Source organism: Pseudomonas sp. NS1(2017), assembly GCF_002269425.1.
In the GTDB taxonomy this organism is placed as follows: Bacteria; Pseudomonadota; Gammaproteobacteria; order Pseudomonadales; family Pseudomonadaceae; genus Aquipseudomonas; species Aquipseudomonas reactans.
In genome coordinates, this window is sequence record NZ_CP022960.1 from 491,837 (window position 1) to 516,891 (window position 25,055).

The 25,055-nt window shown below is 60.5% G+C and carries 22 protein-coding genes and 1 pseudogene; 10 read left to right on the forward strand and 13 right to left on the reverse strand.

Going from position 1 to position 25,055, the window contains the following annotated elements; genetic code table 11:
- Nucleotides 1–201 precede the first annotated feature (201 nt).
- Nucleotides 202–3,525 (forward strand): type III effector HrpK domain-containing protein, encoded by a 3,324-nt coding sequence (locus tag CI807_RS02305; RefSeq protein ID WP_095013624.1) that lies wholly within the window; start codon nucleotides 202–204, stop codon nucleotides 3,523–3,525.
- Between the two features lie 73 nt (nucleotides 3,526–3,598).
- Complete coding sequence (locus tag CI807_RS02310; RefSeq protein WP_095013625.1) at nucleotides 3,599–4,831, forward strand: TIGR03862 family flavoprotein; 1,233 nt, start codon at nucleotides 3,599–3,601, stop codon at nucleotides 4,829–4,831.
- Nucleotides 4,832–4,930: 99 nt separating this feature from the next.
- On the opposite strand, the gene CI807_RS02315 is transcribed toward CI807_RS02310, so the two are convergent.
- Nucleotides 4,931–6,268: a DEAD/DEAH box helicase gene (locus CI807_RS02315; RefSeq protein WP_095013626.1), complete on the reverse strand. Its 1,338-nt coding sequence runs from the start codon at nucleotides 6,266–6,268 to the stop codon at nucleotides 4,931–4,933.
- A 48-nt stretch (nucleotides 6,269–6,316) separates the two neighbouring features.
- Nucleotides 6,317–7,213, reverse strand: a complete 897-nt coding sequence (yedA, locus tag CI807_RS02320) for a drug/metabolite exporter YedA (protein WP_095013627.1) — start codon at nucleotides 7,211–7,213, stop codon at nucleotides 6,317–6,319.
- A gap of 160 nt (nucleotides 7,214–7,373) precedes the next feature.
- On the opposite strand from yedA, the gene CI807_RS02325 reads away from it, so the two are divergent.
- Nucleotides 7,374–7,856: an Lrp/AsnC family transcriptional regulator gene (locus tag CI807_RS02325; RefSeq protein ID WP_095013628.1), complete on the forward strand. Its 483-nt coding sequence runs from the start codon at nucleotides 7,374–7,376 to the stop codon at nucleotides 7,854–7,856.
- A 21-nt stretch (nucleotides 7,857–7,877) separates the two neighbouring features.
- Here CI807_RS02325 and CI807_RS31215 read toward each other — a convergent pair whose 3' ends face one another.
- The 3 genes and pseudogenes from CI807_RS31215 to CI807_RS32055 all read right to left on the reverse strand — a co-directional run.
- Nucleotides 7,878–8,477: a hypothetical protein gene (locus CI807_RS31215; RefSeq protein WP_157741981.1), complete on the reverse strand. Its 600-nt coding sequence runs from the start codon at nucleotides 8,475–8,477 to the stop codon at nucleotides 7,878–7,880.
- Between the two features lie 60 nt (nucleotides 8,478–8,537).
- A complete protein-coding gene (locus tag CI807_RS02330) occupies nucleotides 8,538–9,920 on the reverse strand; it encodes an AAA family ATPase (protein WP_095013629.1) in 1,383 nt (460 codons plus the stop codon).
- A 436-nt stretch (nucleotides 9,921–10,356) separates the two neighbouring features.
- Nucleotides 10,357–10,416: pseudogene (locus tag CI807_RS32055) on the reverse strand (hypothetical protein); the annotation flags it as partial.
- Between the two features lie 8 nt (nucleotides 10,417–10,424).
- Between CI807_RS32055 and CI807_RS02335 the strand changes: the two are divergent.
- Nucleotides 10,425–10,721 carry a DUF6124 family protein gene (locus CI807_RS02335; RefSeq protein ID WP_095013630.1) on the forward strand — a complete coding sequence of 99 codons (297 nt, stop codon included), beginning with the start codon at nucleotides 10,425–10,427 and terminating at the stop codon, nucleotides 10,719–10,721.
- Nucleotides 10,722–10,843: 122 nt separating this feature from the next.
- Here CI807_RS02335 and CI807_RS02340 read toward each other — a convergent pair whose 3' ends face one another.
- The 3 genes from CI807_RS02340 to CI807_RS02350 form a co-directional block, all read right to left on the reverse strand.
- The gene (locus tag CI807_RS02340; RefSeq protein WP_095013631.1) at nucleotides 10,844–11,455 is read right to left on the reverse strand and encodes a PolC-type DNA polymerase III; all 612 of its coding nucleotides are present in this window, start codon (nucleotides 11,453–11,455) and stop codon (nucleotides 10,844–10,846) included.
- A gap of 25 nt (nucleotides 11,456–11,480) precedes the next feature.
- The gene (locus CI807_RS02345; protein ID WP_025858209.1) at nucleotides 11,481–11,957 is read right to left on the reverse strand and encodes an NYN domain-containing protein; all 477 of its coding nucleotides are present in this window, start codon (nucleotides 11,955–11,957) and stop codon (nucleotides 11,481–11,483) included.
- Between the two features lie 117 nt (nucleotides 11,958–12,074).
- On the reverse strand, nucleotides 12,075–12,815 hold the full coding sequence (locus CI807_RS02350; RefSeq protein ID WP_095013632.1) for a DUF2076 domain-containing protein: 741 nt from the start codon (nucleotides 12,813–12,815) through the stop codon (nucleotides 12,075–12,077).
- A gap of 176 nt (nucleotides 12,816–12,991) precedes the next feature.
- Here CI807_RS02350 and CI807_RS02355 point away from each other — a divergent pair, with 176 nt between their 5' ends.
- Together CI807_RS02355 and CI807_RS02360 are read left to right on the forward strand one after the other, a co-directional pair.
- Nucleotides 12,992–13,651, forward strand: a complete 660-nt coding sequence (locus CI807_RS02355) for a YciC family protein (RefSeq protein ID WP_095017489.1) — start codon at nucleotides 12,992–12,994, stop codon at nucleotides 13,649–13,651.
- A gap of 40 nt (nucleotides 13,652–13,691) precedes the next feature.
- Nucleotides 13,692–14,780 (forward strand): endonuclease/exonuclease/phosphatase family protein, encoded by a 1,089-nt coding sequence (locus tag CI807_RS02360; protein WP_095013633.1) that lies wholly within the window; start codon nucleotides 13,692–13,694, stop codon nucleotides 14,778–14,780.
- On the opposite strand, the gene hrpB is transcribed toward CI807_RS02360, so the two are convergent.
- Complete coding sequence (gene hrpB / locus CI807_RS02365; protein ID WP_095013634.1) at nucleotides 14,781–17,288, reverse strand: ATP-dependent helicase HrpB; 2,508 nt, start codon at nucleotides 17,286–17,288, stop codon at nucleotides 14,781–14,783.
- A 183-nt stretch (nucleotides 17,289–17,471) separates the two neighbouring features.
- Here hrpB and CI807_RS02370 point away from each other — a divergent pair, with 183 nt between their 5' ends.
- Both CI807_RS02370 and CI807_RS02375 read left to right on the forward strand, forming a co-directional pair.
- Nucleotides 17,472–17,891 (forward strand): hypothetical protein, encoded by a 420-nt coding sequence (locus CI807_RS02370; protein ID WP_010206751.1) that lies wholly within the window; start codon nucleotides 17,472–17,474, stop codon nucleotides 17,889–17,891.
- Between the two features lie 15 nt (nucleotides 17,892–17,906).
- Complete coding sequence (locus tag CI807_RS02375) at nucleotides 17,907–18,800, forward strand: cation diffusion facilitator family transporter (RefSeq protein WP_016978609.1); 894 nt, start codon at nucleotides 17,907–17,909, stop codon at nucleotides 18,798–18,800.
- Here the strand turns inward: CI807_RS02375 and CI807_RS02380 are convergent.
- Complete coding sequence (locus tag CI807_RS02380) at nucleotides 18,797–19,825, reverse strand: DUF6515 family protein (RefSeq protein ID WP_095013635.1); 1,029 nt, start codon at nucleotides 19,823–19,825, stop codon at nucleotides 18,797–18,799. The genes CI807_RS02375 and CI807_RS02380 overlap by 4 nt on opposite strands.
- Nucleotides 19,826–20,222: 397 nt before the next feature.
- Here CI807_RS02380 and CI807_RS02385 point away from each other — a divergent pair, with 397 nt between their 5' ends.
- Both CI807_RS02385 and CI807_RS02390 read left to right on the forward strand, forming a co-directional pair.
- The gene (locus tag CI807_RS02385; RefSeq protein WP_003194418.1) at nucleotides 20,223–20,702 is read left to right on the forward strand and encodes an Lrp/AsnC family transcriptional regulator; all 480 of its coding nucleotides are present in this window, start codon (nucleotides 20,223–20,225) and stop codon (nucleotides 20,700–20,702) included.
- 211 nt (nucleotides 20,703–20,913) lie between these two features.
- Nucleotides 20,914–21,123 (forward strand): DUF2788 domain-containing protein, encoded by a 210-nt coding sequence (locus CI807_RS02390; protein ID WP_025999909.1) that lies wholly within the window; start codon nucleotides 20,914–20,916, stop codon nucleotides 21,121–21,123.
- Here the strand turns inward: CI807_RS02390 and CI807_RS02395 are convergent.
- The 3 genes from CI807_RS02395 to CI807_RS02405 form a co-directional block, all read right to left on the reverse strand.
- Nucleotides 21,118–21,753: a pseudouridine synthase gene (locus tag CI807_RS02395; RefSeq protein ID WP_025999908.1), complete on the reverse strand. Its 636-nt coding sequence runs from the start codon at nucleotides 21,751–21,753 to the stop codon at nucleotides 21,118–21,120. The two genes, CI807_RS02390 and CI807_RS02395, sit on opposite strands and share 6 nt — an antisense overlap.
- Nucleotides 21,754–21,824: 71 nt before the next feature.
- Nucleotides 21,825–23,297, reverse strand: a complete 1,473-nt coding sequence (gene amn, locus CI807_RS02400) for an AMP nucleosidase (protein ID WP_161634128.1) — start codon at nucleotides 23,295–23,297, stop codon at nucleotides 21,825–21,827.
- 66 nt (nucleotides 23,298–23,363) lie between these two features.
- On the reverse strand, nucleotides 23,364–25,010 hold the full coding sequence (locus tag CI807_RS02405; RefSeq protein WP_095013636.1) for an acyl-CoA dehydrogenase family protein: 1,647 nt from the start codon (nucleotides 25,008–25,010) through the stop codon (nucleotides 23,364–23,366).
- Nucleotides 25,011–25,055: the final 45 nt, after the last annotated feature.

Below are 25,055 nucleotides of genomic sequence, written 5' to 3' on the forward strand. Positions count from 1 at the left end.
GAACCACCTGTGGATAACTTGAGCGTAAGGGCCTGAAAGCCATTAGCCGTATGGCCTGTAAGAAACTGTACGTTTTTTGACCAGATACTTTTCCACAGCCGTGAAACGTTGTGGAACTTGGCGTCAGCGGTCGTTTTGCAACAAAACTGCCGCACGCCGTCGTCAACCTGAAGGCCTCTCCCGCTTTCAGAGTACCCCGCGATGGCAACTTACAAGATCGGCAGCAGTGCGACGCCCGGCAATGACGACGCCCTGAAGAAAGTCGCCGCCTCCTTCGACGCCGCGATGTCCCGCGCTATGTCCGGCTTCAAGGAAGCCGCCCACCCCGGCAATTTCAAAGTCCTGGCGGTGACCGACAACACCAAGGACAAGAAAATCGCTGACGTCAAAGCCACCGGCGACCAAGAGGCGATCAAGCGCCTCAACGACCCGAACCTGGCCGACATCAGCAACACCGGCGTGCCGCTGGCCAACATCGCCAGCATCACCAAGATTTCCGACAACGTCCTGGAGCTGAAAACCCGCGACGGCAAGGACATCATCATTATCAAGCTGATGACCCCGTACCTGTTCGACGGCATGGCTGGCAAGGTCGACGCCGTGGACGCGCTGAACAAGAGCAAGGCCGACGGCTACCGTATCGCCCAGGCCGGCGACACCGCGCCGGGCCTGGACACCTACAAAGGCATCGGCCCGGCCGATGAAGTGGGCCCGGGGATGATTCGTTACGAAACCCTGTCAGGCGACAAGGTCGTCGTCAGTAAGGAAACCAACAGCGACCTGTATGAAAAGGTTAAGTCCGATGGCGAGACCTGGGGTCTGATCAACGACAGCAAAAAAGACGGTTATCGCCTGGCAAACGCCGATGAGGCCGGCAGCGTGAGCCTGGTGGGCAAGCCGGAGGAACTCGGCCACGGGTTGATCCGCTACGAAACCGCCTCCGGCGAAAAAATCATCGTGTCCCAGGCCATCAGCCCAGACCTGTATGCCTCGGTGGTCAAGGAGTCCAACGGCATCTTTGGCGTCGACGGCGCCGTGGACACCAACTGGATCGACAACTCCAAGTACGCCAGCGCCAAGGACTGGGACAAGATCGTCGGCAACACCAGCGGCACGCCGACCCAGGAAGAACGCGACCTCGACCGCCCACGCGCCGCGTCGAAAATGCTCAGCGACAACTGGGACAAATGGGGCCTGCACGACCGCCCCATCGACTTCTCCAACCCGCCCGCCGACCTGCCGCCCGAAGCCCAGGCCTGCCTCAAGTACCTGGCCGGCAGCCCGAGCCTGATGAACGCCCTCGACAGCGGCGGCCTGGGCAAAAGCGATGGGGTGATTACCCACGCCGATGTGGATAAGTTCATCAGCCAATCGAACAAAGATCTGTCAGCCGCTTCGAAATCCTACAGCACCTTCCTCAGCAAGAACCCCGACGCCACCGGTTTGGCCAAGGAAAACGCCAAGTCCGCCGCCATCGTCATGGCCAATATTTCCCTGGTGAGCAGCGCGGGCCCGGAAATGCAGGGGCCCAACCAGCGTGCCAACAACGGCAGCCTGAACACCGCCAACCTCAAGGCGATCAAGGATGACTCGGGCCTGAGCCCCGAGCTGACCGGCGCCGCAGGCTATTGGTCCACCCCCGGCATGCTGCGCACCCTCGACATGGCCGGCGACCTGCCCGCCACCGCCAAGGCCGACGGCATCACCCAACAGAAAAACCTCGGCGCCTGGCTGGAAAACCAGGCGCCCAAGGACGACCACGGCGTGTTGATGATGCTCAGCAACGCCGCGGTGCGCAGCTCGGTGGCCGACGTCGACACCTCCAAACTGACCAAGGACGTGCTCGAACACCCGGAGAACTACGACGGCAAGACCAAAGCCGCTGTGATGATGGAAATCAGCGACGCCCGTGCGCGCATGGCCGCCAGCGACAAAGTGGGCGACGGCGACCTGTACGCGGGGATTACGGCGGACACCGAATACCACCTCAACCCGACCAAGTCCAAGGTCACCGACCAGCTCGACGCCGCCATCGGCAAGCTGTCCAGTGATCCGGATGTGAAGACCTTCCTCTCGCAAAACCAAGCGTCCGGCATGCGCGATATCGTCAACAGCGACCCGGCGATCAAACATGAGCTGCAGGCCTATCAGGACGGCCAGATCAACAGCGGCAACGTGCTCAACACCGCCCTGAACACCAAAGGGGCCGACGGCAAACCGCTGTCGTTGATGGACGCCATGAGCCTGGCCGGCACAGACGCCACCCTCACCGACCTGGCCCTGGGTGGCGACGGCCATGTGGACCTCAGTGTCATCGCGCAAAAGTCCGGCAAATCCGGGGACATCGAGCAGTTCTTCAAGGACCACATCCTCAACGGCAAAGACCTTGCAGACGCCCTCGCCCAGCCGAATGCCGACCCGATGACCGCCATCGGCCAGTACGCCGCCCACGCTGAGTTGGTCAAGGAATTCCTCGGTGACAAGGTCTCGGCCCAGGACTCGTCGACGGTGCAGCAATACGTCAACCAAGCGGTGTCCGACTCGCTGGTCAACGGCGCCAACGACGACGTGCTCAAGGGCGCATTCGGCGATGCCAATGGCAACTTCGACGAGGCCAAGACCACTGCCATCATCGAGAAAGCCATGGCCGACGACCCGGACATGTTCAAAGACGCCAGCGGTGCGCAAATCAAGCCGCAGGACGTGATCTCGTTGATCCGCTCGATGTGGGACGTGAACCGTCAGGGCCAGAAGATCAGCGACGTACTGCCCAAGGCCGTCGACGGGCTCAAGCTCAACGTCAGCGACTCCTATAAACAGGGCCTGCTGCACATCGGCAGCGCCTTGCTGGCCGGTGGCGTGCTGGCGGCGCGTTCAGCCACGGGCGGCAACAGCCCGGCGGACAACGCCGGGCGCGTGGCGGCGGGCATGCAGTTTGCCGGCCTGATCACCGAAGGCGGCACCAAGTACGCCAAGGAAGCCGGCTACGGCATGACCTGGAAACCCACCCCGATCGACCCGAGCAAGCCCCAAGGCATCGGCGATTTCCCCACTGGCAAAATGGTGCAGAACACCGACGGCCTCAACCGCCTGGGCAACCTGGGCAAGATCGTCGGCGGCAGCGGCAGCTTCATCGGCGGTGTGTTCGGCCTGATCAGCGGAGTCAACAGCGCGTTTGCCGGGGATAAACTCAACGCCGGTTTCTCCCTCACCAGCGGCGCCCTGGGCACCGGCGCGGCAGTCGCCTCGATCATCGAAGGCGGCGCGGGCCTGTTCGGCATTGCCGATGCGGCGGCCATCGCGGGGACCTTCGCCGGCGTACTGGGTTGGGCCACCGCCGGCCTGGGCATCGTGACCAGCTTTGTGTTCCCGATCATCGAGGTGGTAAAGCGGGAAAAACAACAGGACGCGTTCTTCGGCAACCTGGTACCGACCCTGGATAAATATGGCCTGACGGGCGGCCCGATCACCGACGCCGACCGCAAGGATGAATACCCGCCGTACGCAAACACTGGTTTTGCCTGAGTACTTTTTGCCTAACGGCACGGGGCGCGCATTGCTTACAATGGGCGCCCTTTGTTTTTGACCAGGCCTGCCGATGTCCGCTACTGCTCCTTCCCACGTTGCCATCATCGGCGGCGGCCCTACCGGGCTGATGGCCGCCGAAGTCCTGAGCCAGGCGGGCGTGCGGGTGGACCTGTACGACGGCATGCCCTCGGTGGGACGCAAGTTTCTGCTGGCCGGCGTGGGCGGCATGAACATCACCCACTCCGAAGCGTACCCGGCGTTTCTGTCGCGCTACGCCGAACGCGCGCCGCACATGGCGCCGTTACTGCGTAGTTTTGGGGCCGAGGCGTTGTGTGAATGGATTCATGGCTTGGGTAGCGAAACGTTTGTCGGCACCTCCGGTCGTGTGTTTCCCACCGACATGAAAGCCGCGCCCCTGTTGCGCGCCTGGCTCAAGCGCCTGCGCGACCAAGGCGTGGTTATCCACACCCGTCATCGTTGGCTGGGCTGGACCGCCGAGGGCGACTTACTTATCCACAGCCCCGAAGGCGAAAAAACTGTCCACAGCGACGCCGTGCTGCTGGCCCTTGGCGGCGGGAGTTGGTCACGGCTGGGATCTGACGGCGCCTGGCTCAAATTGCTGGAGGACAAAGGCGTGCCTTACGCCCCGTTGCAACCGAGCAACTGCGGTTTCGAGGTGTCGGCCTGGAGCGAGTTGATGGTCAGCAAATTCGCTGGCGCGCCGTTGAAAAATGTCGCCATCGGGTTGGGGGGTGACAAGCCTCGGTTGGGCGAATGCGTGATCACTGCCAGCGGGATCGAAGGCAGCCTGATCTACGCGCTGTCGGCGCCGATCCGCGAAGCGATCAACCGCGACGGCTCGGCCACCGTGCATATCGACCTGCTGCCGAGCAAGCCACTGGGCAAGGTTCAGGCCGCGTTGGCGAAACCGCGTGGCTCACGCTCGATGAGCAAGCATCTGCACAGTCAGTTGGGGTTGGATGGCGTCAAAGCCGCTCTGCTGCGTGAGTTGGCGCCGGCTGACCACTTCAATGATCCGGCGCAGTTGGCGGTGGATATCAAGGCGCTGCCCTTGACCCTGGTGAAGACCCGGCCGATGGATGAAGCGATCAGCACAGCGGGCGGCGTGCCGTTTGAGGCGTTGGATGAACGCTTGATGCTCAAGCAGTTGCCGGGGGTGTTTTGTGCGGGGGAGATGCTGGATTGGGAAGCGCCGACGGGCGGGTATTTGCTGACAGGATGCTTTGCCAGTGGGCGGATGGCCGGACGCGGCGTTCTCGAATGGTTGAAAAAACCACTGTAGGAGCGAGCTTGCTCGCGAAAAACTCAAGAACACCGCGTTAATCCAGATTCGACGCGTGATCGTTGCCGGTTTTCGCGAGCAAGCTCGCTCCTACAAATTTTACGGTTTGCGTTTGCGCGGCCCGGTATTAAAAACAGGCACCTTACGCACCGGCTTGATCGACGGCTCCGACGGCGCCACTTCCCCGCTGTCCACCCACTTGCCGAGGTTGCGCTTACCGCCACCGCCCGAGGTTTTAGGCTTCTTCGGTTTCTTTGGCTTCTTCACCACCTGCCCGCTGGCATCGGTGTCCGGCACGCGGTGTTCCGGTTCGAAGTCTTGTTCCATGTGGCGGGTCAAGGTCTGACGCGTCAGCATCTCGATGGCCGACAGCATGTTCACTTCATCGGCACACACCAGAGAAATCGCCTCACCGGTGTTGCCCGCACGCCCGGTACGGCCGATGCGGTGGATGTAGTCTTCGGCCACGATCGGCAGATCGAAGTTGACCACCAGCGGCAAGTCTTCGATATCCAGGCCACGGGCCGCCACGTCGGTGGCGACCAGGATCTGCACTTCGCTGGATTTGAAGCGATCCAGCGCACGCTGGCGCGTGGCTTGCGGCTTGTCGCCATGGATGCCGTCGGCATTGATGCCCAGGCCCTGCAACTTATCCACCAGCGCATCCACGCCGTTACGGGTCTTGGCGAACACCAGCACCTGCTTCCAGCGGCCTTTGCGCATCAGGTGCACAAACAGCTCCGGCTTGCGCTTCTTGTCCACCGGCACCACCCACTGCTTCACGGTGTTGGCGGCGACGTTGCGCGGGCTGACTTCGATGCTCAGCGGGTCGTTGAGCATCTGCCCGGCCAGCGTGCGGATCTCATCGGAGAAGGTCGCGGAGAACAACAGGGTCTGGCGCTTCTTCGGCAGCATGCGGTAGATGTTCGCGAGCTCTTCGGAGAAACCCAGGTCGAGCATGCGGTCGGCTTCGTCCAGCACCAGGGTTTGCAGTTGGTTGAGTTTCAGCGCGTTCTGGCGGAACAGGTCGATCAGGCGGCCCGGCGTGGCGACCAGGATGTCGACGCCTTTGCGCAGCTTCATCATCTGCGGGTTGATGCTCACGCCGCCGTACACCGCGTAAGTGGTGAGCGGCAGGTTTTGCGCATACTCGGCGACGCTGGCGTGCACCTGCTCGGCCAGCTCGCGGGTCGGGCACAGGATCAGCGCGCGTGCCGAATTGGCGGCGACTTTCGGCCCTTCCATCGTCAACAGTTGCAACAACGGCACGGCGAAACCGGCGGTCTTGCCGGTGCCGGTCTGGGCGGCGGCCATCAGGTCGCGACCGGCCAGCACCGCCGGAATGGCTTGCGCCTGCACCGGCGTCGGGGTCTGGTAGCCAAGCGTCTCAAGGGCGCGCAGCAAGGGTTCGATCAGGCCAAGGGTGGCGAAAGTCATGTGTTTACCGTAGGAAAAATTCAGCGCAAGGTCGCAATGCGCCGCAGTTTACCTTATTTCCGCCTTCGGCTTGCGCCACTGGGGCAGGCTGATCAGCAGGACGGCGCTGATAATCACCAGCATGGCCAAAGCTTCTTCCAGACCAATGGTCTCGCCGACGAACACGATGCCGAGCAATACGGCGACCGCCGGGTTCACATAGGCATAGCTGGTCGCCGCCGCCGGGCGCACATGCTTGAGCAGGTACATATAGGCGTTGAAGGCGATGATCGAGCCGAACACCGTCAGATAAGCCAGGGCCAGCCAGCCTTCCAGCGGCGGCACGGCCTGCAGGCGTTCACCGGATAGCGCGCTGACGAACAACAGCGCCACACCGGCGACCAGCATCTCCGCAGCACTGGCCATGGCGCCTTGGGGCAGTGGCAATTGCCGGCTCCACACCGAACCGAACGCCCAGGAGGCCGCCGCCACCAACAGCAACACAGCGCCCATCGGGCTTGATTGCAACGTGCTGCCCATATTGAGCATGGCGATGCCGATGATCCCCAGGATCACCCCCGCCCACTCCAACCGAGTGTTGCGCGCGCCCCAGAAATACCCACACAGCAAGGTGAACAACGGCACCGTCGCCACGGCCAGCGCCGCCACGCCGGACGACACGCCCATGTGTTCCGCCACGCTGACGCCGCCATTGCCCACGGTGAGCAGCAAAAGACCAATCATCCCGGCCGCCTTCCACTGCGGCCACGTCGGCGCCGGCACCCCACGCCAGCGCAGGAAGCCATACATCAACGCCCCCGCCGTGCAAAACCGAATCCCCGCCAGCAGCAACGGCGGCCAGTACTCCACGCCGATGCGAATCACCAGATAGGTGGAACCCCAGATCACATACAGCGCAAAAAAGGCGGCGATCAACGGTAAGGGAAAGCGACGTGGGCCAGGCATTGGGTGGCTCTATGGCAGGAGATGGGAGGCTTATTCTAAAAAGGCAGGTCGTTAAACATAAGTTACAAAACCTGTTTAAAACGCCAATACACTTTTCAAAGCATGGTTGTGAAGGCTATAAACCGTACTTTCGAAAGTCACGCGCAACCGGAGCCTTATCATGGACAAATACGACCGCATGCTCCTCAGCGCCCTGCTCGAAGACGGCCGCGCGTCCTACGCGCAACTGGCCCGCACAGTAAACCTCTCCGCCCCCGCCGTGGCAGAGCGCGTGGCCAAACTGGAGGCCAGTGGCGTGATCACCGGGTATCAGGCCAAGGTGGACCTGTCCAAAGTGGGCTTGCCGATTCAGTGCGTGATTGAGCTGCGGTTGACCAATCACGGCAGCCAGAAGGTGTATGACGCGTTGGCGGAAATCCCTGAATTGACGGAGTGCCATCGGGTGACGGGGGATCCGTGCGTGATCATGCAGGCGGCGGTGGGGTCGATGCCGGAGTTGGAGAGCTTGATCAACCGCGTGGCGAAGTTCGGGTTCAGCAAGACCTCGATTATTTTGTCGAGTGCGATAGAGCGGCGGGTGCCGTTGGGGCAGTTGGAGGGAAATGGGAAAAACGGAAAAGGGGCGTTAAGCCCCAATGATTAATCTACTGTGCAAAAATAAAAACTAAGGATTTAATTTGCCCTGAGCATAATCGCTAATTTTTTGCCGGAACGCTTGATAAGATGGTAGATCTCGAACTGGTCCATTTGCATCTAAATCAACTGTAAGTCGTGCTCGCATTTCCGCGAACCGTTTTTTGAATTTACTGAGGCGAGCCCCCTGCGTTCCGCTAGCTTCACATAAAGCATCCATCAGGATTTGCTTCGTGTCTCGAGCGGCTTCAAGTCTACGAGTCGCAGGTATACAGCCAATATCGCCGCGATAAGCAGCATTGCCGGCGACACGTTTTATGGCGTTTAAATCAGCAAGTAGCCAAGTTTCAAGCATGGTAACGGGAATGACTGAAATTATACGATTAAATTCTACAACTCCTTGGGCGGCTTGAAATATTTCAGTCTCCCTAATGTCGGACCCCACATTATCAGCATCACGATGAACAAATATTACATCGGCATGAGGATAATGCTTGACCAACGCTACAAGCTTATCTTTCACAGACCGACCTATTGGAGGGCTAAATAAACCGAGATCAGGTATTTCGCCACTAACCTCGGAGAACCCCTCATCAATTAAAATATTCTGAATATGCTCAACCAAACGCAAATCTGAGGTTCCTTCCCCAGTGAGAACAGATCTTATTTTCATACTTGGGAGTCTCTGGTTCTATTCTTCGAAGTCCATAGAAATCTGACTATCTGGAGGCAACGCAAGATAGGCTATAATTGAGCCCTTATCGATACACTCAGAACCGGACTTAAACCTCCAACTATCGCGCAAACTCTTGCAACGAATCGTTGATGCCGGCTTACCATTAGGCCCGCGAACTTTTACAACATCCGCGTAAATCAAATCATCTGGAGACTCAAGCTTAACCAATACCGGCGAGTGTGTAGCAATTAGAATTTGTCGCATTGGATTATCTTCCCCGGCAGGGAAGCTAGTATCAACAGCCAGCTCTTTCAAAAGAGCTAACATAGCTCCCATTTTTGCTGGATGGATCCCATTTTCAGGTTCCTCAAAACAAAGCAGCCCTTTAAAGTCGGGATCTTCCGCCATGATACAGAGAGCCATGAAGCGAAGCGTGCCGTCTGAAAGAGCTCGAGCGGGTAGAAATGCGCCAGAACGCTCTTTGACTTCTACAGTTAATAGCTGCCTGACCGGGTCTACGTCTACTCTAACATCAGAAGTAGGAACTATTTCAGAAAGTCGACTTGCAATGCGCGAATAGACATTCTCGTCCTTGCGATAGAGTTTGTACAAAGCGGCCGCAAGTTTCCCTCCATCTGCGCCCACACTACTATCTTCATGCATCTTATTCGATCGCCTCATCGCCGTTGGCTCGAGGGATAAAAATCGCCAAGATTGCATTTCTCGCCTAGCTGCAAGGATAGTAGGCCAAACAGCACTGTTAGTGTTTGCAACCACCGTTTTCGGTATATGTCGCGCAGGAATTTTTTGAGGCTGGCCGCTACTCCCACCATCTTGGTGAAGGTGTATCTCTACAATTCCATCTTCGACCTTCTGGGTTGAGATAAAGCCTGCACCCTTCCTCTTATTTAGCACTACGTGATCACGAAACTGAGACACGCTCAATGGAAAGTGAAGCAGATTAGTAGCTTCTCCTTTCTTAATATGAACCAGAGTCTCACGAGCTAGATATAGCCCAAGTGAACCCGACTTTTCTTCAAGGGGATCCCTCGCAATCTCAACTTCGTAGCGTAAAAAAGTAGATGTCGCTTGGGCTTTACGCCCAAAGTCATCCACCACATCCAGAGGTACAATCATTTCGACCGCGAGCTTTAAGCTTTCTACGCGATCATCACCACTCGTCCAAAAAATATCTAATGGATCGGTAGACTCAGAATCTCTAACAGCCAAGGCTGCTTCGACGATAGTATTATCACTCAATAAAGAAAGAAATTTTATAGCATCAAAAATATTAGATTTTCCGACACCATTTAGTCCAGCTATGCAGTTAAATGGGCCAAGTGACACGGAAAAATCTAACAGATTTTTGAAACCATGAGCTTCGAGTTTGGTAAGCATAGGAGCTCTCTATCATCGAGCAGCGGCTAAATTAGACAGAAGTATCTTTGATGTGCCTTACGGACTCAAGAGAAGAAACCAAATGTTTTCATTTAGGGCCATCCAATTCATGAAAATCAGCGATTTTCAGCAGGCACACTCAGTGCGGTAGTCACACACAACCTCCAATTCTTGGTGCCTAGGTACGATCAATCCCTTTCATTTGCGGGACGTTTCCTAGAGAATTCCACGGCCTTGTTTCCGTCGGATCAGGTCGCTAGTCTCGCCCAGTCATCGAATGTTCGGTGACCGGACGTGCAAGTCCGGTGGCAATAAGAATCACAAATCAACACAGTCTAGCGCCCGGCTTTTTGCTTAGCGTTTGCTCATTATGGCGGCTGTGCGTGGGAGACCTTCGGGTCTGCTGGGTTTTACTTCTTGCCCCGGTCTTGCACACCTACGCACAGTTGCCACCCTCTTCGCGTGCAAGCGAACGGTGACGACTTCCCGGCAAGGAGTTACACCATGGACAAAGTTACCCCCGACCCACCCAAATTCCTCAGCGAAGACGCCCAGCTCAACCGCCGGGCCATCGACTATTACCTCAAAGCCTGCGCCCCGGATGCGCCCCATTTCATTCTGAATGACAACCTGAGCTTCGAAGACGCCCTCGCTCATGCGGCGGATTTGCTGCATTGCGCGGTGGAGACGGTGCAGGAGTCGGCTGAGGTGCTGAGCGCGCAGCAGCGGGCGGTGATGCATTTGGTGGGGATGGCGAAGGGGGTGGTGGATCGGGCGTTGGAGTGTGTGCAGCCGCGATAGCCTAATTTTGTGGCGAGCGGGCTTGTCGTGGCGAGCGGGCTTGCCACAACAAGCCTGCCTGCCACAACAAGCCCATTTGCCACAACAATCCCGCTCGGCACAGATGCTCTGTCTACGGCGTTCTAGAACCCGCGATGCTTCTTCAGGTGCTCATTGATCTTCGCCGCCGGCACTTTCTGCAAGGTGCACAGCAGATCATGGGACAGCTCACGCAAGCCATGGGTCCCGCGCAGTTCCTGGGCCAGGTGGGCCGTGAGGTTTGCCGCCATCTCCGCATCCGCCATCGCCCGGTGAGCCTTGCCGGTGTGGGGCAACTGGGCGAACGCATTCAGGGTGCCGAGTTTGTGATTCGGCGCCGATGGCATCAGGCGGCGGGCCAGTAGCAGTGAGCAGGCGAACTTCTGCAAACGGGTGCGGCGAATCAGACCCAGCTCGTAATCCCAGAACTTCTGGTCGAACGCGGCGTTGTGCGCCAGCAACGGCGTGACGCCGACGAACTCATTGACCTCATTCATCACCCGCTCCGCCGGCGGCGCGCTGCGCAGCATGGCGTTGCTGATGCCGGTGAGTTGTTCGATGAACGCGGGCACATGCACGCCGGTTTTCATCAGGCTCTGGTAGCGGTCCACGATCTGGCCACGCTCAAGGATGACCACCGCGATTTCCGTGGCACGGCAGTGGCTGCTGGGGGTGATGCCGGTGGTTTCAAAGTCGATGACCGCTATACGTTCCAAACCTGTTCCAACTCCGTCTTGGCATTTATTTGAGCAACAGCGCGCCTTCGATCGGCACATAACGGCTGGCGGCGCGTATCAATGAATTGGCCGTCAGCCCCGGTACGCCATAGGCCACGGCTTCGACGCCATGCTTGTGGATAACCCGGTCGAGCAGCATGTCGAAATCACCGTCGCCGGAGGCCAGCACGATTTCGTCGACGTGATCAGCGGCGTCCATGATGTCGAGGGTGATGCCCACGTCCCAGTCGCCCTTGGCCGAGCCGTCGCTGCGCTGGATGTAGGGCTTGAGTTTTACCGTAAAGCCCAGGTTGCGCAGGATCTGCTGGAACTGCTGCTGCTTGCTGTCGCCACGGTCGATGGCATACGCGTACGCCTCGACGATCTGCCCGCGTGCGCTGATGTCAGCCCACAGCGCGGCGTAGTTGAAGTGGCAACCATAGGCCTGGCGGACGGTGTAATAGAGGTTTTGCACATCGGCGAACACTGCAATTTTCTTCACCGCACTTCCTCATGACAGCCAGGCGCCAGGGCCCGGAAAGGGTGCAAGTATGCCAGCCGCGAGAAGGTTTCCGGGAAAAATCAGACCGGGGCAACGAGTCGCCCCGGTCTGGGCGGGTCAGACGAAGGAATCGTCGTCGCCGAAGGAGGAAGAGTCGTCGGAATAATCGCTGTCGGCAAAGCTGTCCGAGTTGTTGCTGCCCCAGCTGTCATTGCCGGCGTACTTCTGGTCGTCGTTGCCCCAGTTGCCGTTGTCACTGGCAGGCGCAGGCTCTTCGCGGATGATTTCTTCCACGACTTGCGGCTGTTGCGAGTTGTGGTTGAACAGGCTGCTGATGCCTTCGGCCAGCAACACACCACCGGCCACGCCGGCTGCGGTTTTCATCGCGCCGCCGAGGAAGCCGCTGCCCGCCGGAGCGGCTGGAGCAGGCTGTTGATAATTCTGCTGAGGCGCAGGCTGGCTGAACCCAGGCCGCGTCGGCTCGCGCCAACCACCACCGGAAGACGGCGGTGCACTTTGAGCCGGCTGCTGATCACGGGAACCGCCACCGCCAAAGATGCTCGACAGGAAACCACCGCTGCTCGCCGGAGCAGCTTGCGCGGAAGATTTGGCCCGTTGCAGTTCATCCTGCAATTGCTGGATCTGTTGCGCCTGCTGCTTGTTCTGCGCGTCGAGGCTCTTGAGCGCATGTTCCTGCACCAGGATCGACTGGATCATGTAATACCCGGCCGCCGGTTGGCGCGTCATGTGCTCCTTGATCCGCGCTTCGGCCTGGGCGTCGCGGGGGGCTGAGTCCGTTTCGGCTTGTTGCAACCGTGAAAACAGTCCATCGATCAGGGTTTGCTCTTCGCTGTTCATGGCGACCTCGTTAGATTGCCGGTAGAAATCGTGGTCTCGCCTGTAATCAGGCGCCGTCCTAGTTATGGGGGTGTTACGAGTTGTTTCAATGGTCTTTACTCAAGGTTTACGTTTGCTTACCTCCGGTAATGATCGGTTAAAGTGTTGCCCTTGCTTTCAGGCCTGCGATGAACTTGATGAATCCGTTAGACGTGCTGCGCGACTCCTTCCGTTTCACCCAACGCAACTTGGGCGCCATCGTCCAACTGTGTCTGCCGTTGGTGATTTTCGAAGCCCTGCTGCAACAGGTGCTCAACCACGTCGTCGGCCCGGATGCGTTTCCCGGCTACAGCGTGGTGGTGGGGTTGCTGGTGTACCCGCTGTATACCGGCGCGCTGATCCTGTTTCTGGATGCTCGCACCCGTGGCGAGTCGCCGCGCACTAAAGATGTCTGGGCCATGGCCCTTACCCTGTGGCCGCGCTTTGCCCTGCTGACGGCGATGAGCACGCTGCTGATTCTGTTGGGGCTCTCGCTGTATTTCCTGCCGGGGCTGTGGCTGATGGTGGTACTGGCGTTTGCCGAGTACCTGCTGGTGCTGCGCGGCATGCCGGCGTTGGAGGCGATGAAGGAAAGCTTCCGCCTGAGCCGTGGGCATTTCTGGCTGATTCTGGTGTGCCTGCTGTGCGTGATGACGCCGCTGTGGTTGCTCAAAGGCGCCAGCGTTGCGGCCTACCCAACGCCAGCGCCGCTGCTGGGGCTGTTTCTGGACAGTGCCCACAGCTTTCTCCAACTGTTTACCAGCGTGGTGCTGTTTCGTTTATTCATGCTGATCGGTGGCGATGCCGACGCGCGGTGATATGCTCCGTGCCACCTCTGAAACGCTATAAGCCGAGCCGATGACCCGTTTATTGCGCATCACCTTGCTGAGCCTGCTGATCATCGCAGGCTTGCTGACCGCCCTGATCTACAGCCTGACCTGGCGCCCCGAGGCGAAGGAAACCCTGCCGGTGAGCTGCGTCGCGCCGCGTGCGCCGACACTATTGCCGGGGCAGGCACTCAAGGTCATGACCTGGAACGTGCAATACCTGGCCGGCAAAAATTATGTGTTCTGGTACGACACCGCCGACGGCAGCGGCCCCGACGACCGCCCCACCGTGGAAGACATGGCCGCCAGCCTCGACGAAGTGGCACGGGTGATTCGCGACGAACAACCCGACATCCTGCTGCTGCAGGAACTCGACGAAAACGCCAAGCCTTCCCACTACCAGGACCAACTGGCCCTGCTGCAAGAGCGCCTGGTCGACCTCTACCCGTGCAGCGCCCAGGCCTTCGACTGGAAAGCCGACTTCGTGCCAAACCTGCATATCTTCGGCAGCGTCGGTCGCAAACTGGCGACCCTGAGCCGTTACCAGATCGAACACGCCGAACGCCTGCAACTGCCGGCGCCCGAGGCCAACATCCTCAGCCGCCAGTTCCAACCCAAGCCGGCTTTGCTGCTGACTTACCTGCCCTTGAGCGATGGCGGCCAACTCGCGGTGCTCAACACCCGCCTGGATGGCGATGCCCCTGGGCGCAGCGCGGTGCAGGATCAGGTGAAAACTACGGTCAAACTGCTGGATAAATTCGAGGGCCGTGGCACGCCCTGGCTGATCGGCGGGGATTTCAATCTGCTGCCCTTGGGGCAATTCCTACGCCTGGACGCCACCAAACGCGGACAGTATTCGCCGGACAGCGAGCTGCATTTGCTGTGGGACAAATACCCAATGATCCCGAGCAATAGCCAATCCAGCGGGATTGATCGTGAGCAATGGCTGACGAACTTCCCCAACGACCCGAGCGTGGACGGCCCGGATCGTACGCTGGATTACCTGTTCTACAGCCCGCGGATCAAACGAGTGGAAGCCAAGGTGCGGCAGGAGGATACGTTGCGTATTTCCAACCATTTGCCGGTGATTGCGCGGTTTCTGCTGCCGGCCGCCCAGTAGTCACTTGCGCGGTTTGATCCGCGCCGTCGCCTCCGCCACCAGCGGGTCATCCGGCCAATAGTGCTTCGGGTACCGCCCCTTCAAATCCTTCTTCACCTCGGCATAGGTACTGCGCCAGAAGTTCGCCAGGTCCTGCGTGACCTGCACCGGCCGACGCGCCGGGGACAACAAATGCAGCTTCACCACTTGGCGCCCTCCAGCAATGCGCGGGGTGTCGGCCAGCCCGAACAATTCCTGCAAGCGCACCGCCAGGATCGGCGGCTGTTCGCTGTAGTCCAAACGCACTGACGAACCCGACGGCACTTTCACATGCTGCGGTGCCAGTTCGTCCAAACGTTGGGGCAGTGGCCAGGGCAGCAGGTTGTGCAGGAAGCTTGCGATATCCAGGTTGGCAAAATGGCTCAGGCGCGAGACTTTGCCCAGGTAGGGCATCAGCCAGTGTTCGAGGCTGGCGAGTAGCGCCTTGTCACTGAGGTCGGGCCATTCGCTGGTTTTGCCGACGTCGAGCTGGCGCAGCAACATGACGCGGGCCTGCCATTGGCGCAGTTCCGGCGTCCACGGCAGCAGTTCCAAGCCTTTGCGCCGTACCAGGTTGACCAGCGCCTGGCTGCGGGCGGATTCGTCGAGGCCGGTCAGCGGTTCGCGACTGAGCACCAGTTCACCGACTTTGCGTTGGCGTTCGGCGCGCAGGACGCCTTCGCGTTCGTCCCAGTCGAGCTGGTCGACATTACGCACTTGCTCGGCCAGCACCGTGTCGAACAGCGCCGGATCAAAATCCGCCGCCAGGTAGATACGCTCTTCGCGCTGGCCCTGGCGACTGCCCAGGTCGGCGATGACCAGCCAGGCCTGTTTCATCAGGCTGTCGGCTTCGGCGAACAGCGCCGCGCGGCCGTTGGCCAGGCGATATTCAGCACCGCCGGGACGACGCTGCTGGGCGACGCGGTCCGGGTAGGCCAGCGCCAGTAAGGCACCGAGCCAGCGCGGGTGATCGGGGTCGGCAACCGCTTGAGTCGCCTGGCCTCTTAAGTAACCGCGATATTGTCGCGCCAGTTGCTTGGCTCGCTGCACGCCGCCTTGGGTGCCGCGTGCGCGTTCTTCGCCGGACAACAGCGCCAATCGACTGTGCAAATCCGCACCGCCACCGCGCAGGATGTCGCGCTCTCCCAGCAATGCGGCCACGTCGCAGGCCGTCGCCGCCAATCCAAAATCCTGCCCGCGCAGCAGCAGATGGGCGATACGCGGATGGGCCGGCAACTCGGCCATCTTCTGCCCATGGGCAGTGAGTTTGTCTTCATTCAAGGCGCCGAGGCGCACCAGCAAATCCTGGGCCTGGGCATACGCGGCGGTTGGCGGCACATCCAGCCACACCAGTTGGTTGGGCGTGACGCCCCAGCGCGCCAGTTGCAAGGCGAGGCCGGCCAGGTCGGCGGCGAGGATTTCCGCACTGCCATAAGCGGCCAGGCCTTCGTGCTGGTCTTCGGACCACAGGCGATAACACACGCCCGGCTCCAGGCGCCCTGCCCGGCCAGCCCGCTGGGTGGCGCTGGCGCGAGAGATACGTTGGGTATCGAGGCGGGTCATGCCGCTGCCGGGGTCGAAACGCGGCACTCGCGCCAGCCCGGCGTCAATCACCACGCGCACGCCGTTGATGGTCAGGCTGGTCTCGGCGATGTTGGTCGCCAGCACCACTTTGCGTTTACCGGCGGGTGCCGGATCAATAGCGGCGCGTTGGGCGTTGAGGTCCAGTTCGCCATGCAGCGGGCACAACAACACATCGGTGCGTTCGCCGAGGGCGTCGGCCAGTTGCTGGTTGACCCGACGAATCTCCGCCTGCCCCGGCAGGAACACCAGCACGCTGCCGGTTTCGTCGTGCAGGGCTTCGAGAATGGTCTGCACCACACGCGGCTCGATGAACTCACCGGGCTGGTAAGGTCGGCCCCAGCGCATCTGCACCGGGAACATGCGCCCTTCGCTGCGCAGGATCGGCGCGTCGTCCAGCAGAGTGGCCAGGCGTTCGCCTTCTAAGGTGGCGGACATCAGCAGGATTTTCAGCGGTTGATCATCGCGAAACAGTTCGCGGCCGTTGAGGCTCAGGGCCAGCGCCAGGTCGGCGTCGAGGCTGCGTTCGTGGAATTCGTCGAAGATCAGCAAACCCACGCCGTCCAGCGCCGGGTCATCCTGCAGGCGGCGGGTGAGGATGCCTTCGGTGACCACTTCGATGCGCGTATTGGGGCCGACCTTGCTGTCCAGACGAATGCGATAGCCGACGGTTTCGCCGACCTTTTCACCCAACTCACTGGCCAAGCGTTCGGCCGCCGCACGGGCTGCAAGACGGCGGGGTTCGAGCATCAGGATGGTCTGCCCGGCCAGCCAGGGTTCGTTCAATAACGCCAAGGGCACGCGGGTGGTTTTACCGGCGCCGGGGGGCGCTTCGAGCACGGCTTCATGGCGATTCGCCAAGGCGTCACGCAGTGCAGGTAAAACTTCATCAATCGGCAACGAATTCATACTGGCTCCAAAGCAGAGCGGCGAGTATAACGGCGAACTGCCGGATGCTGGCGCGGGTCTCTTGTAGGAGCGAGCTTGCTCGCGAAAAACCAGAGAGCACCACGTATTTTCAGGCAGCACGCGTTATCGTTGACGTTTTTCGCGAGCAAGCTCGCTCCTACAGTGACCTACAGGAGATTTTCCATGCGTATCGCTTCCCGTGTCATTGGCGGTGTCCTCGCCGTCACCCTGTTGAGCCAATTGACGGCATGCGGTTCGATCTTCTACCCGGACCGCCGTGGCCAGATCGACGGCAAGATCGACCCGACCATTGCCGTGCTCGACGCAGTGGGCCTGCTGTTTTATGTGATCCCCGGCCTAATTGCGTTCGGCGTGGACTTCGCCACCGGCGCTATCTACTTCGAACCGGGCAAGACCGCCCAGGTCGATCCGCAGAAACTCCACGAAGCCATTGGCGCCGACGGCAAGGTCGACAACGCCAAGCTGCAAAGCATCATCCAGAAAGAAACCGGCCGCAGCCTGCCGCTCGACGACCCGCGCATGATCCAGTTCAAGGGCAGTGTGCAACAGCTCGCCAGCCTGGGCCTGCAACCCGCCGCTTAAGGATCCGAGCCGCCTATGACCAGCAGTCCCGAACACGCCAGGCTCCTGCGCCTGGCCACCCGCGCCTCGGTGGGCGTGGCTTGTGCGCTGATTATCACCAAGGCCATCGCCTGGTGGCTCAGCGGCTCGGTGAGCATGCTTGCCGGGTTGACCGACTCACTGCTGGACGGCGTGACTTCGCTGCTGAACCTGGTGGCGGTGCATTACGCGTTGCGCCCGGCCGATGACGATCACCGCTATGGGCACGGCAAGGCGGAGTCGCTGTCGGGCATGGCGCAGGCGCTATTTATCGGCGGCAGTGCGGTGTTGATCGCGTTCCAGGCGTACCAGCGGCTGCAACACCCGGAGCCGGTGGGCGCACCGTGGTTGAGCATTGGCGTGATCGTGTTTTCCCTGGTACTGACCGTGGCTTTGCTGATGCTGCAACACCGGGTGATCCGCGAAACCGGCTCCAACGCCGTGCGCGCGGACTCATTGCATTACCGCTCCGACCTGATGCTCAACGGCAGCATTTTGGTGGCGCTGGTGCTGGCAGGGTTTGGCTACCATCAGGTCGACGCCTGGTTCGGCCTGGGCATTGCCGCCTACATCTTGTGGAGCGCCATCCAGATCGCCCGTGAAAGCTTTGCGGTATTGATGGATGAAGAACTGCCACCAGACGTCAGTCAGCACATGCTCGAACTGGCCCGTGGCGTACCGGGCGTCTTGGGCGCGCATGATTTGCGCACGCGGATTTCCGGTAGCCACTGGTTTGTGCAGTTGCACTTGGAACTGCCGGGGGAGTTGACGCTGTCAGTGGCCCACGGCATCAGCGACCAGGCCGCCGATGCGATTCACAAGGCCTACCCGCGCGCCGAAGTGCTGGTGCACGCCGACCCGCGGGAAGTGGTCACAGGCAATAAAACCTAGTACTGCACCTGATAACCGCGGCTGCTCAGGCAGTTGCCCTGGGCCTGGCGGTAGGTTTGCACCACCGCCGGATCGGGGGCGTAGGTGACTTGCTGTGGGTCGAAGCCACTTTGCTGCACGGCCCAGCGATAACAGTCATACCCGTCCTGCTGCACCTGGGCCGGTGACTGGCCGTTGGCCGGATACGCCACCACATCATAACCATTGCCTTGCGGCGCGGGCTGCGGTGCCGGTACGGCGGCTGGCGGTTGCACCACCACATACTGCTGGGAGCTGCTTTCGTAGGTGTAGTAGGAACCCGCCGCGAGGAAGAACAGCGCGCTGCCGATCCACACTTCACGCGCGTAGTCCGGCAGGTAATGCACACGGATGCCGTAGGGCGGCGTCACCACCACATAGCGCGGGCCTTGCGGGCGATACCAATAGCCGCCGGAGTAGAAGTAGTCCTGGCCACGGTAAGGCACGCGGTAATTGCGATCAGGGAAGCGATCGATCACATAACCTGGGCGATGCTGCGGGCCTGGGCCCCAGCCGTTGCCATGGCCGTCGGGGCGACCGGGCCAGCGGTTGTCGCCGGGGCGCGAGCCTGGGCCGCCGGCGTCCCAGTGTTGGTTGCCGTCATTGCGTCGAGGGATGTCACGGTAATAGCCCGGACGCGGTTCCTGGGTCTGGCGCACGGTGTCGGGGCGACTCTGGATCGGCAGGTTGTTCGACGGCTGTGGTTGTGGCTGGGGCCGCCCCTGCTCATTGCCCTGGGGACGCCCTTGCCATTGGCCACCACCGTTCTGGCCTGCGCGATCAAAATGCTGATTCTGCGGGCGCGGCTGGTTGTTTTCGGGCCGTGGCTGATTGTTCTGCGGACGCGGCTGTTCGTTACCGCCTCCTGGCCGTCCGCCCTCCGGCCCTCTTTCATGCTGACCACCGCCCTCACCACGCGGCCCGGTATCACGTTCGTCGGCCACTGCCTGGGCGCCAACGGTGACCATCAGCAAACCTACACCTGCCAAACGCCAGATGCGCTTCATGCTATTCCTCACTGCGGATTAGGGCCTGTCCATGAGACTGGAAAAGCCAGGCCCGGTTCTCGGACAGGTTATCAGCAGGCAAAAGAAAAGGGGTGACCCGTCGGCCACCCCTTGAGAACTTCGTCCTGGCTCAACGCTTTTGACGTTGGCTCACCTCACGCCGTCTTGTGGACAGTGTGCAGCCTGGAGGCCGGCTCAACCCTGCTGGGGTGGCGGCCGCAGCGGGCCTGATTGGGCGGGCTGCTTTGGACTGTTGTCCAGGCGGTGATTCTGTTGATAAAGATACCCGCCAGCGCCCGGCAGATGATTGCGAAGATTGCGTCAATAAACAGTGCTTGCGCAATTTTTAACCCTTCATAGATAATTCACCGCAATAGTTACGACAAAGGCCAACCCAATGAGCAAGCTTGACCGATACGACCTGAGTATTTTGGCGGAATTGCAACGTGATGCGAGGATCTCCAACCAGGAGCTGGCCGAACGCATCGGCTTGTCGCCGTCGCCATGCTCGCGCCGGGTCAAGCAGTTGGAGGACGACGGCTACATCGCCCGCCAGGTCGCCTTGCTCGACCGCAAGATGCTCGGCCTGAGCCTGACCGCCTATGTGCTGATCGGCATGGACCGCCACACACCCGAACGTTTCGAGAATTTCGAAGCGGCGATCCGCACCCTGCCCCAGGTGCTGGAATGCAGTTTGGTCACCGGGATGGATGCGGACTATCAGTTGAAAGTGGTGGTGCCGGACATGGATCACTATCAGAAACTGCTGCTGGGTCACCTGACCCGTATTGAAGGTGTGACCAGCGTGCGCTCCAGCTTTGTGCTGAACCAGGTGCTCAACAGCACCGAATTGCCGCTGACGCACCTGCGCACCTGATTTCGCACATTACCTGTAGGAGCGAGCTTGCTCGCGAAAAACCTGAGAGTGCCACATTCACTCAGGGTTACCGAGTCATCGTTAACGATCTTCGCGAGCAAGCTCGCTCCTACAGGGACCTGCGTGCGACGCACCGACGCAGGTCAATGCTGAGCCGGAGCACTGCCGTATACTTGCCGCTTGCCCTGTCGGAAACGTCACCATGAACAACATCGACCCCGCCCTCTTCGAAGAATGGATGATGACCGGTCTGGTCACGATCCTGATCATTTTCATGGGCTTTATCGTCTGGGACCTGGCGAAGAAGTCCAAGGCCGGGCGTTTTGGCTCGTTTATCCTGTTCTTCGTGTTGGGCCTGGGCGTGGCCGCGTTCATCATCAAGAGCGTGGTGATCGGCCTGATCGAGTCCGGCGCCTTATAAGCGCGCCGGCACTTCCTTCCACTGGCCTTGATCCAGGCCGTCAATCGTCCAGTCGCCAATGCGCACGCGCACCAGACGCAGGGTGGGCAACCCCACGGCAGCGGTCATGCGCCGTACCTGGCGGTTACGCCCCTCGCGAATCACCAATTCAAGCCAGTACGTCGGTATGTTTTTGCGAAAGCGCACCGGCGGGTTACGCGGCCATAACTCAGGCTCGTCCAACCGCCGCGCTTCGGCCGGCAGGGTCTTGCCGTCATTCAGTTCGACGCCATCGCGCAGGCGTTGCAGCTGTTCTTCGGTCGGTTCGCCTTCCACCTGCACCCAGTAGGTTTTCGCCAGCTTGTGCTTGGGGTCGGCAATCCGCGCCTGCAACTGGCCATCGTTGGTCAGCAACAACAAGCCTTCGCTGTCACGGTCCAGGCGGCCCGCCGGGTAGATGCCGGGGATGTCGATGAAATCCTTGAGCGTCGCCCGCCCGCCTTCGTCGCTGAACTGGGTCAGCACGTCGAAGGGTTTATTGAACAGGATCAGTTTCGGCTCGGCCGGTGGCGCCTTGGCGACACGCCGCGCTGCGGAATACGGAGGTTTCACGCCAGGGCGGCGCGAATCGGGACGAGTGGGACGGGACATGGCAAAGGAACATCTAACGGTCAGGACCGACAATGCTAGTGGCCTGACCGTTAAATGACCATCCCAACCGCTTAGCGGAATGGCGGCTCGTCGAAGCTGCGCAGTTTGCGCGAGTGCAGCGAGTTGAGTTCGGTGCGCAGCAAATCCACCGCCTCGATGCCGATCTTCAAGTGCTGGCTGACCGCACGCTCATAGAATGCGTTGGCCGAACCGGGCAGCTTGATCTCACTGTGCAGTGGCTTATCCGACACACACAGCAAAGTGCCGTACGGCACCCGCAAGCGATAACCCTGGGCGGCGATGGTGCCGCTTTCCATGTCCACGGCCACGGCGCGGGACAAGTTGATCAGCGGCCGCTCCTGTGCCCAGCGCAGTTCCCAGTTACGGTCGTCGTAAGTCAACACGGTGCCGGTGCGCAGGCGTTTTTTCAGCTCTTCGCCTTTTTCACCGGTGACGTTGGCCGCCGCTTGCTGCAAGGCCAACTGCACTTCGGCCAGGGCCGGGATCGGGATGTTCGGCGGCACGACGCGGTCGAGAATCCCGTCGCGGCGCATGTAGGCGTGAGCCAGCACGTAATCGCCGATGGTCTGGGATTGGCGCAGGCCGCCACAGTGACCGATCATCAGCCAGCAATGCGGACGCAGCACGGCCAGGTGGTCGGTGATGTTCTTCGCGTTGGACGGGCCGACGCCAATATTCACCAGGGTCACGCCGTGGCCGTCAGTGGCTTGCAAGTGATAAGCCGGCATCTGATAACGGTGCCACACCACCCCGGCAGCAATCGCGGAGGCTTCACCGTGGTCCATCGCCTTGTCGATCACTACGTTGCCCGGCAGCACCATGCGGATAAAACGCGGGTCGCTGCGCAGTTGTTCCAGGCCATGCAGGATGAACTGGTCGACATAACGGTGGTAGTTGGTCAGTAGGATCCACGGCTGCACATGGCGCCAGTCGCTGCCGGTGTAGTGCACGAGGCGACGCAGGGAAAAGTCCACGCGCGCCGCATCGAACAGTGCCAGGGGCAGCGGGTCTGTGTTTTCCCAGTCATACAGGCCATCGGCGATGCCATCAGTGGCGGCCGACAGGTCGGTACTCGGAAATACGCGGGCCAGGGTCGCCGCAGTCACACCGGAGCCGGCCAGTTCATCGCCCTGCTCTACCACGTACGGGTACGGGATGTTCTGCTGGCTGACGCCCACTTCCACCGTCACGGTGAAGTCGTGCATCAGCGGCACCAGTTGCTCCAGCAGGTATTTACGGAACGCCGCAGGATGGGTGACGGTGACGCTGTAGGTTCCCGGCAACTGAACCTTGGCATATGCGCGGGTGGTCTGTGGGACTTCGCCGTGGCAGTGGTAGGTCAGGCGCAGTTCCGGGTAGCGAAACAACGCACGTTGTTCGGCGTCGGGTTCGACGCGGTCCTTGAGGTATTGCTTGAGGGCTTGATTGAGCGCGCCCGTGGCACGCTCATGCAGGGCCGCCAGCCGGTCCACGGCTTCTTCAGCGGTTTGAACGACAACAAAAGCTTCGGTCACGGTAAGCATCCTGTGTTCTGACGTGCAGGCCTTTATCTTGCCTGTATCCCCGTCAGACGCAAACTTTGAATGCAATCAACAAGGTGTGGACCTGGCGAAAATCGCCGCTACATCCACACCTCGCGGCAACGTGCCATACACCCGACCGGACGATTCGCCCAAGCGACTGGCGATAAACCCATCGCTGACGGCCGCATTGCCGGCTTCCAGCAACAGCTTGGCCTGCAACGCCACGGCGATGTCTTCGGTAAGCTGGCGCGCACGGTATTGGATGTCCTGGGTGTCCATAAAGGCTGACTTCAATTGCTCGATATGCCGCGTCAGCAGCCGGTCGCCATGCCCATCCCCCAGCTCGACAAACAGCGCTTCCAGCACGCCCGGCTCTTTCGACAACGCGCGCAGCACGTCCAGGCACTGCACGTTGCCGGAACCTTCCCACGTTGAATTCACCGGTGCCTCACGGTACAAGCGCGGCAAGATGCTGTCCTCGACATACCCGGCACCGCCCATGCACTCGGCGGCTTCATTGATCATGGCCGGGGCGCGTTTGCAGATCCAATACTTGCCCACGGCTGTGACGAGCCTGGCGAACTTGGCTTCCTGCTCATCGCCTAAATGATCCAATGCGCGGCCCATGCGCAGGCTCAGGGCCAACGCGGACTCGCTTTCCAACGCCAGGTCCGCCAGCACGTTTTGCATCAAGGGTTGTTCGCTGAGCACCCGCCCCCCCACCAAACGATGGGCACAATGATGGCTGGCCTGGGTCAGCGCCTGGCGCATCAATGCGCTGGAGCCGACCATGCAATCGAAGCGGGTCATGGCGACCATTTCGATGATAGTTGGCACGCCACGGCCTTCCTCACCGATCATCCAGGCCAGGGCACCACGGAACTCTACTTCGCTGGAGGCGTTGGAGCAGTTGCCCAGTTTGTTTTTCAGACGCTGGATGTAGAACTCGTTGCGCGTGTCATCCGGGCGGTGTCGGGGCAGCAGGAAGCAGGTCAGGCCCTTGTCAGTTTGCGCCAGGGTCAGGAAGGCATCGCACATCGGTGCCGAGCAGAACCACTTGTGGCCCACCAGTTCATAGGCCTGGCCCGGACCGCCGGCCCCCGCCGGATAGGCGCGAGTGGTGTTGGCGCGCACGTCAGTGCCACCCTGTTTCTCGGTCATGGCCATGCCGATAGTGGCACCGGCCTTGTGAGCGATGCCGACATTGCGCGGGTCGTATTGGGTATTGAGGATTTTCGGCAGCCAGGTCTTGGCCAAATCCGGTTGCAGGCGCAGGGCAGGCACGCAAGCGAAGGTCATGGTCAGCGGACAGCCGGTGCCGGCTTCGGCCTGGCTGTGCAGGTAGGTCATGGCGGCGCGGGCCACATGGGCGCCGGACTGCGGATGCGCCCACGGCAGCGACGGCAAGCCATGTTCGACGGCCGTGCGCATGAGTTCGTGGTAAGCCGGGTGAAACTCCACCAGGTCGATGCGATGGCCATATCGGTCATGGCTGTTGAACACCGGTTTGTTCTGGTTCGCCAGGAACCCGGCCTCCATCAACGGCCCACCGGCCAGCGCGCCATAGGCATCGATACGCGCTTCTGCCCAGCCAGCGCCAAAGCGGCGCGACCATTCCTGCAGGGGCAAATCGATACGGTACAGGTTGGTGCCGTCCAGGGACGGTGGCTGATTGGTGACGTCGTGGGTTTCGGCAAACTGATGCAGGTTCATGACGGGCCTCCTGGAAAAAGGCCCATTTCGATTGAGGCTGTTTGT

What these genes read in the sequence shown, in the direction of transcription:
- CI807_RS02360 (WP_095013633.1), top strand. Translation starts at nt 13,692, where the DNA reads ATGACCCGTTTATTGCGCATCACCTTGCTGAGCCTGCTGATCATCGCA.
- hrpB (WP_095013634.1), bottom strand. Translation starts at nt 17,288, where the DNA reads ATGAATTCGTTGCCGATTGATGAAGTTTTACCTGCACTGCGTGACGCC.
- CI807_RS02380 (WP_095013635.1), bottom strand. Translation starts at nt 19,825, where the DNA reads ATGAAGCGCATCTGGCGTTTGGCAGGTGTAGGTTTGCTGATGGTCACC.
- amn (WP_161634128.1), bottom strand. Translation starts at nt 23,297, where the DNA reads ATGCTTACCGTGACCGAAGCTTTTGTTGTCGTTCAAACCGCTGAAGAA.
- CI807_RS02310 (WP_095013625.1), top strand. Translation starts at nt 3,599, where the DNA reads ATGTCCGCTACTGCTCCTTCCCACGTTGCCATCATCGGCGGCGGCCCT.
- CI807_RS02355 (WP_095017489.1), top strand. Translation starts at nt 12,992, where the DNA reads ATGAATCCGTTAGACGTGCTGCGCGACTCCTTCCGTTTCACCCAACGC.
- CI807_RS02405 (WP_095013636.1), bottom strand. Translation starts at nt 25,010, where the DNA reads ATGAACCTGCATCAGTTTGCCGAAACCCACGACGTCACCAATCAGCCA.
- yedA (WP_095013627.1), bottom strand. Translation starts at nt 7,213, where the DNA reads ATGCCTGGCCCACGTCGCTTTCCCTTACCGTTGATCGCCGCCTTTTTT.
- CI807_RS02370 (WP_010206751.1), top strand. Translation starts at nt 17,472, where the DNA reads ATGCGTATCGCTTCCCGTGTCATTGGCGGTGTCCTCGCCGTCACCCTG.
- CI807_RS02305 (WP_095013624.1), top strand. Translation starts at nt 202, where the DNA reads ATGGCAACTTACAAGATCGGCAGCAGTGCGACGCCCGGCAATGACGAC.
- CI807_RS02330 (WP_095013629.1), bottom strand. Translation starts at nt 9,920, where the DNA reads ATGCTTACCAAACTCGAAGCTCATGGTTTCAAAAATCTGTTAGATTTT.
- CI807_RS02385 (WP_003194418.1), top strand. Translation starts at nt 20,223, where the DNA reads ATGAGCAAGCTTGACCGATACGACCTGAGTATTTTGGCGGAATTGCAA.
- CI807_RS02335 (WP_095013630.1), top strand. Translation starts at nt 10,425, where the DNA reads ATGGACAAAGTTACCCCCGACCCACCCAAATTCCTCAGCGAAGACGCC.
- CI807_RS02325 (WP_095013628.1), top strand. Translation starts at nt 7,374, where the DNA reads ATGGACAAATACGACCGCATGCTCCTCAGCGCCCTGCTCGAAGACGGC.
- CI807_RS02350 (WP_095013632.1), bottom strand. Translation starts at nt 12,815, where the DNA reads ATGAACAGCGAAGAGCAAACCCTGATCGATGGACTGTTTTCACGGTTG.
- CI807_RS02375 (WP_016978609.1), top strand. Translation starts at nt 17,907, where the DNA reads ATGACCAGCAGTCCCGAACACGCCAGGCTCCTGCGCCTGGCCACCCGC.
- CI807_RS02315 (WP_095013626.1), bottom strand. Translation starts at nt 6,268, where the DNA reads ATGACTTTCGCCACCCTTGGCCTGATCGAACCCTTGCTGCGCGCCCTT.
- CI807_RS02395 (WP_025999908.1), bottom strand. Translation starts at nt 21,753, where the DNA reads ATGTCCCGTCCCACTCGTCCCGATTCGCGCCGCCCTGGCGTGAAACCT.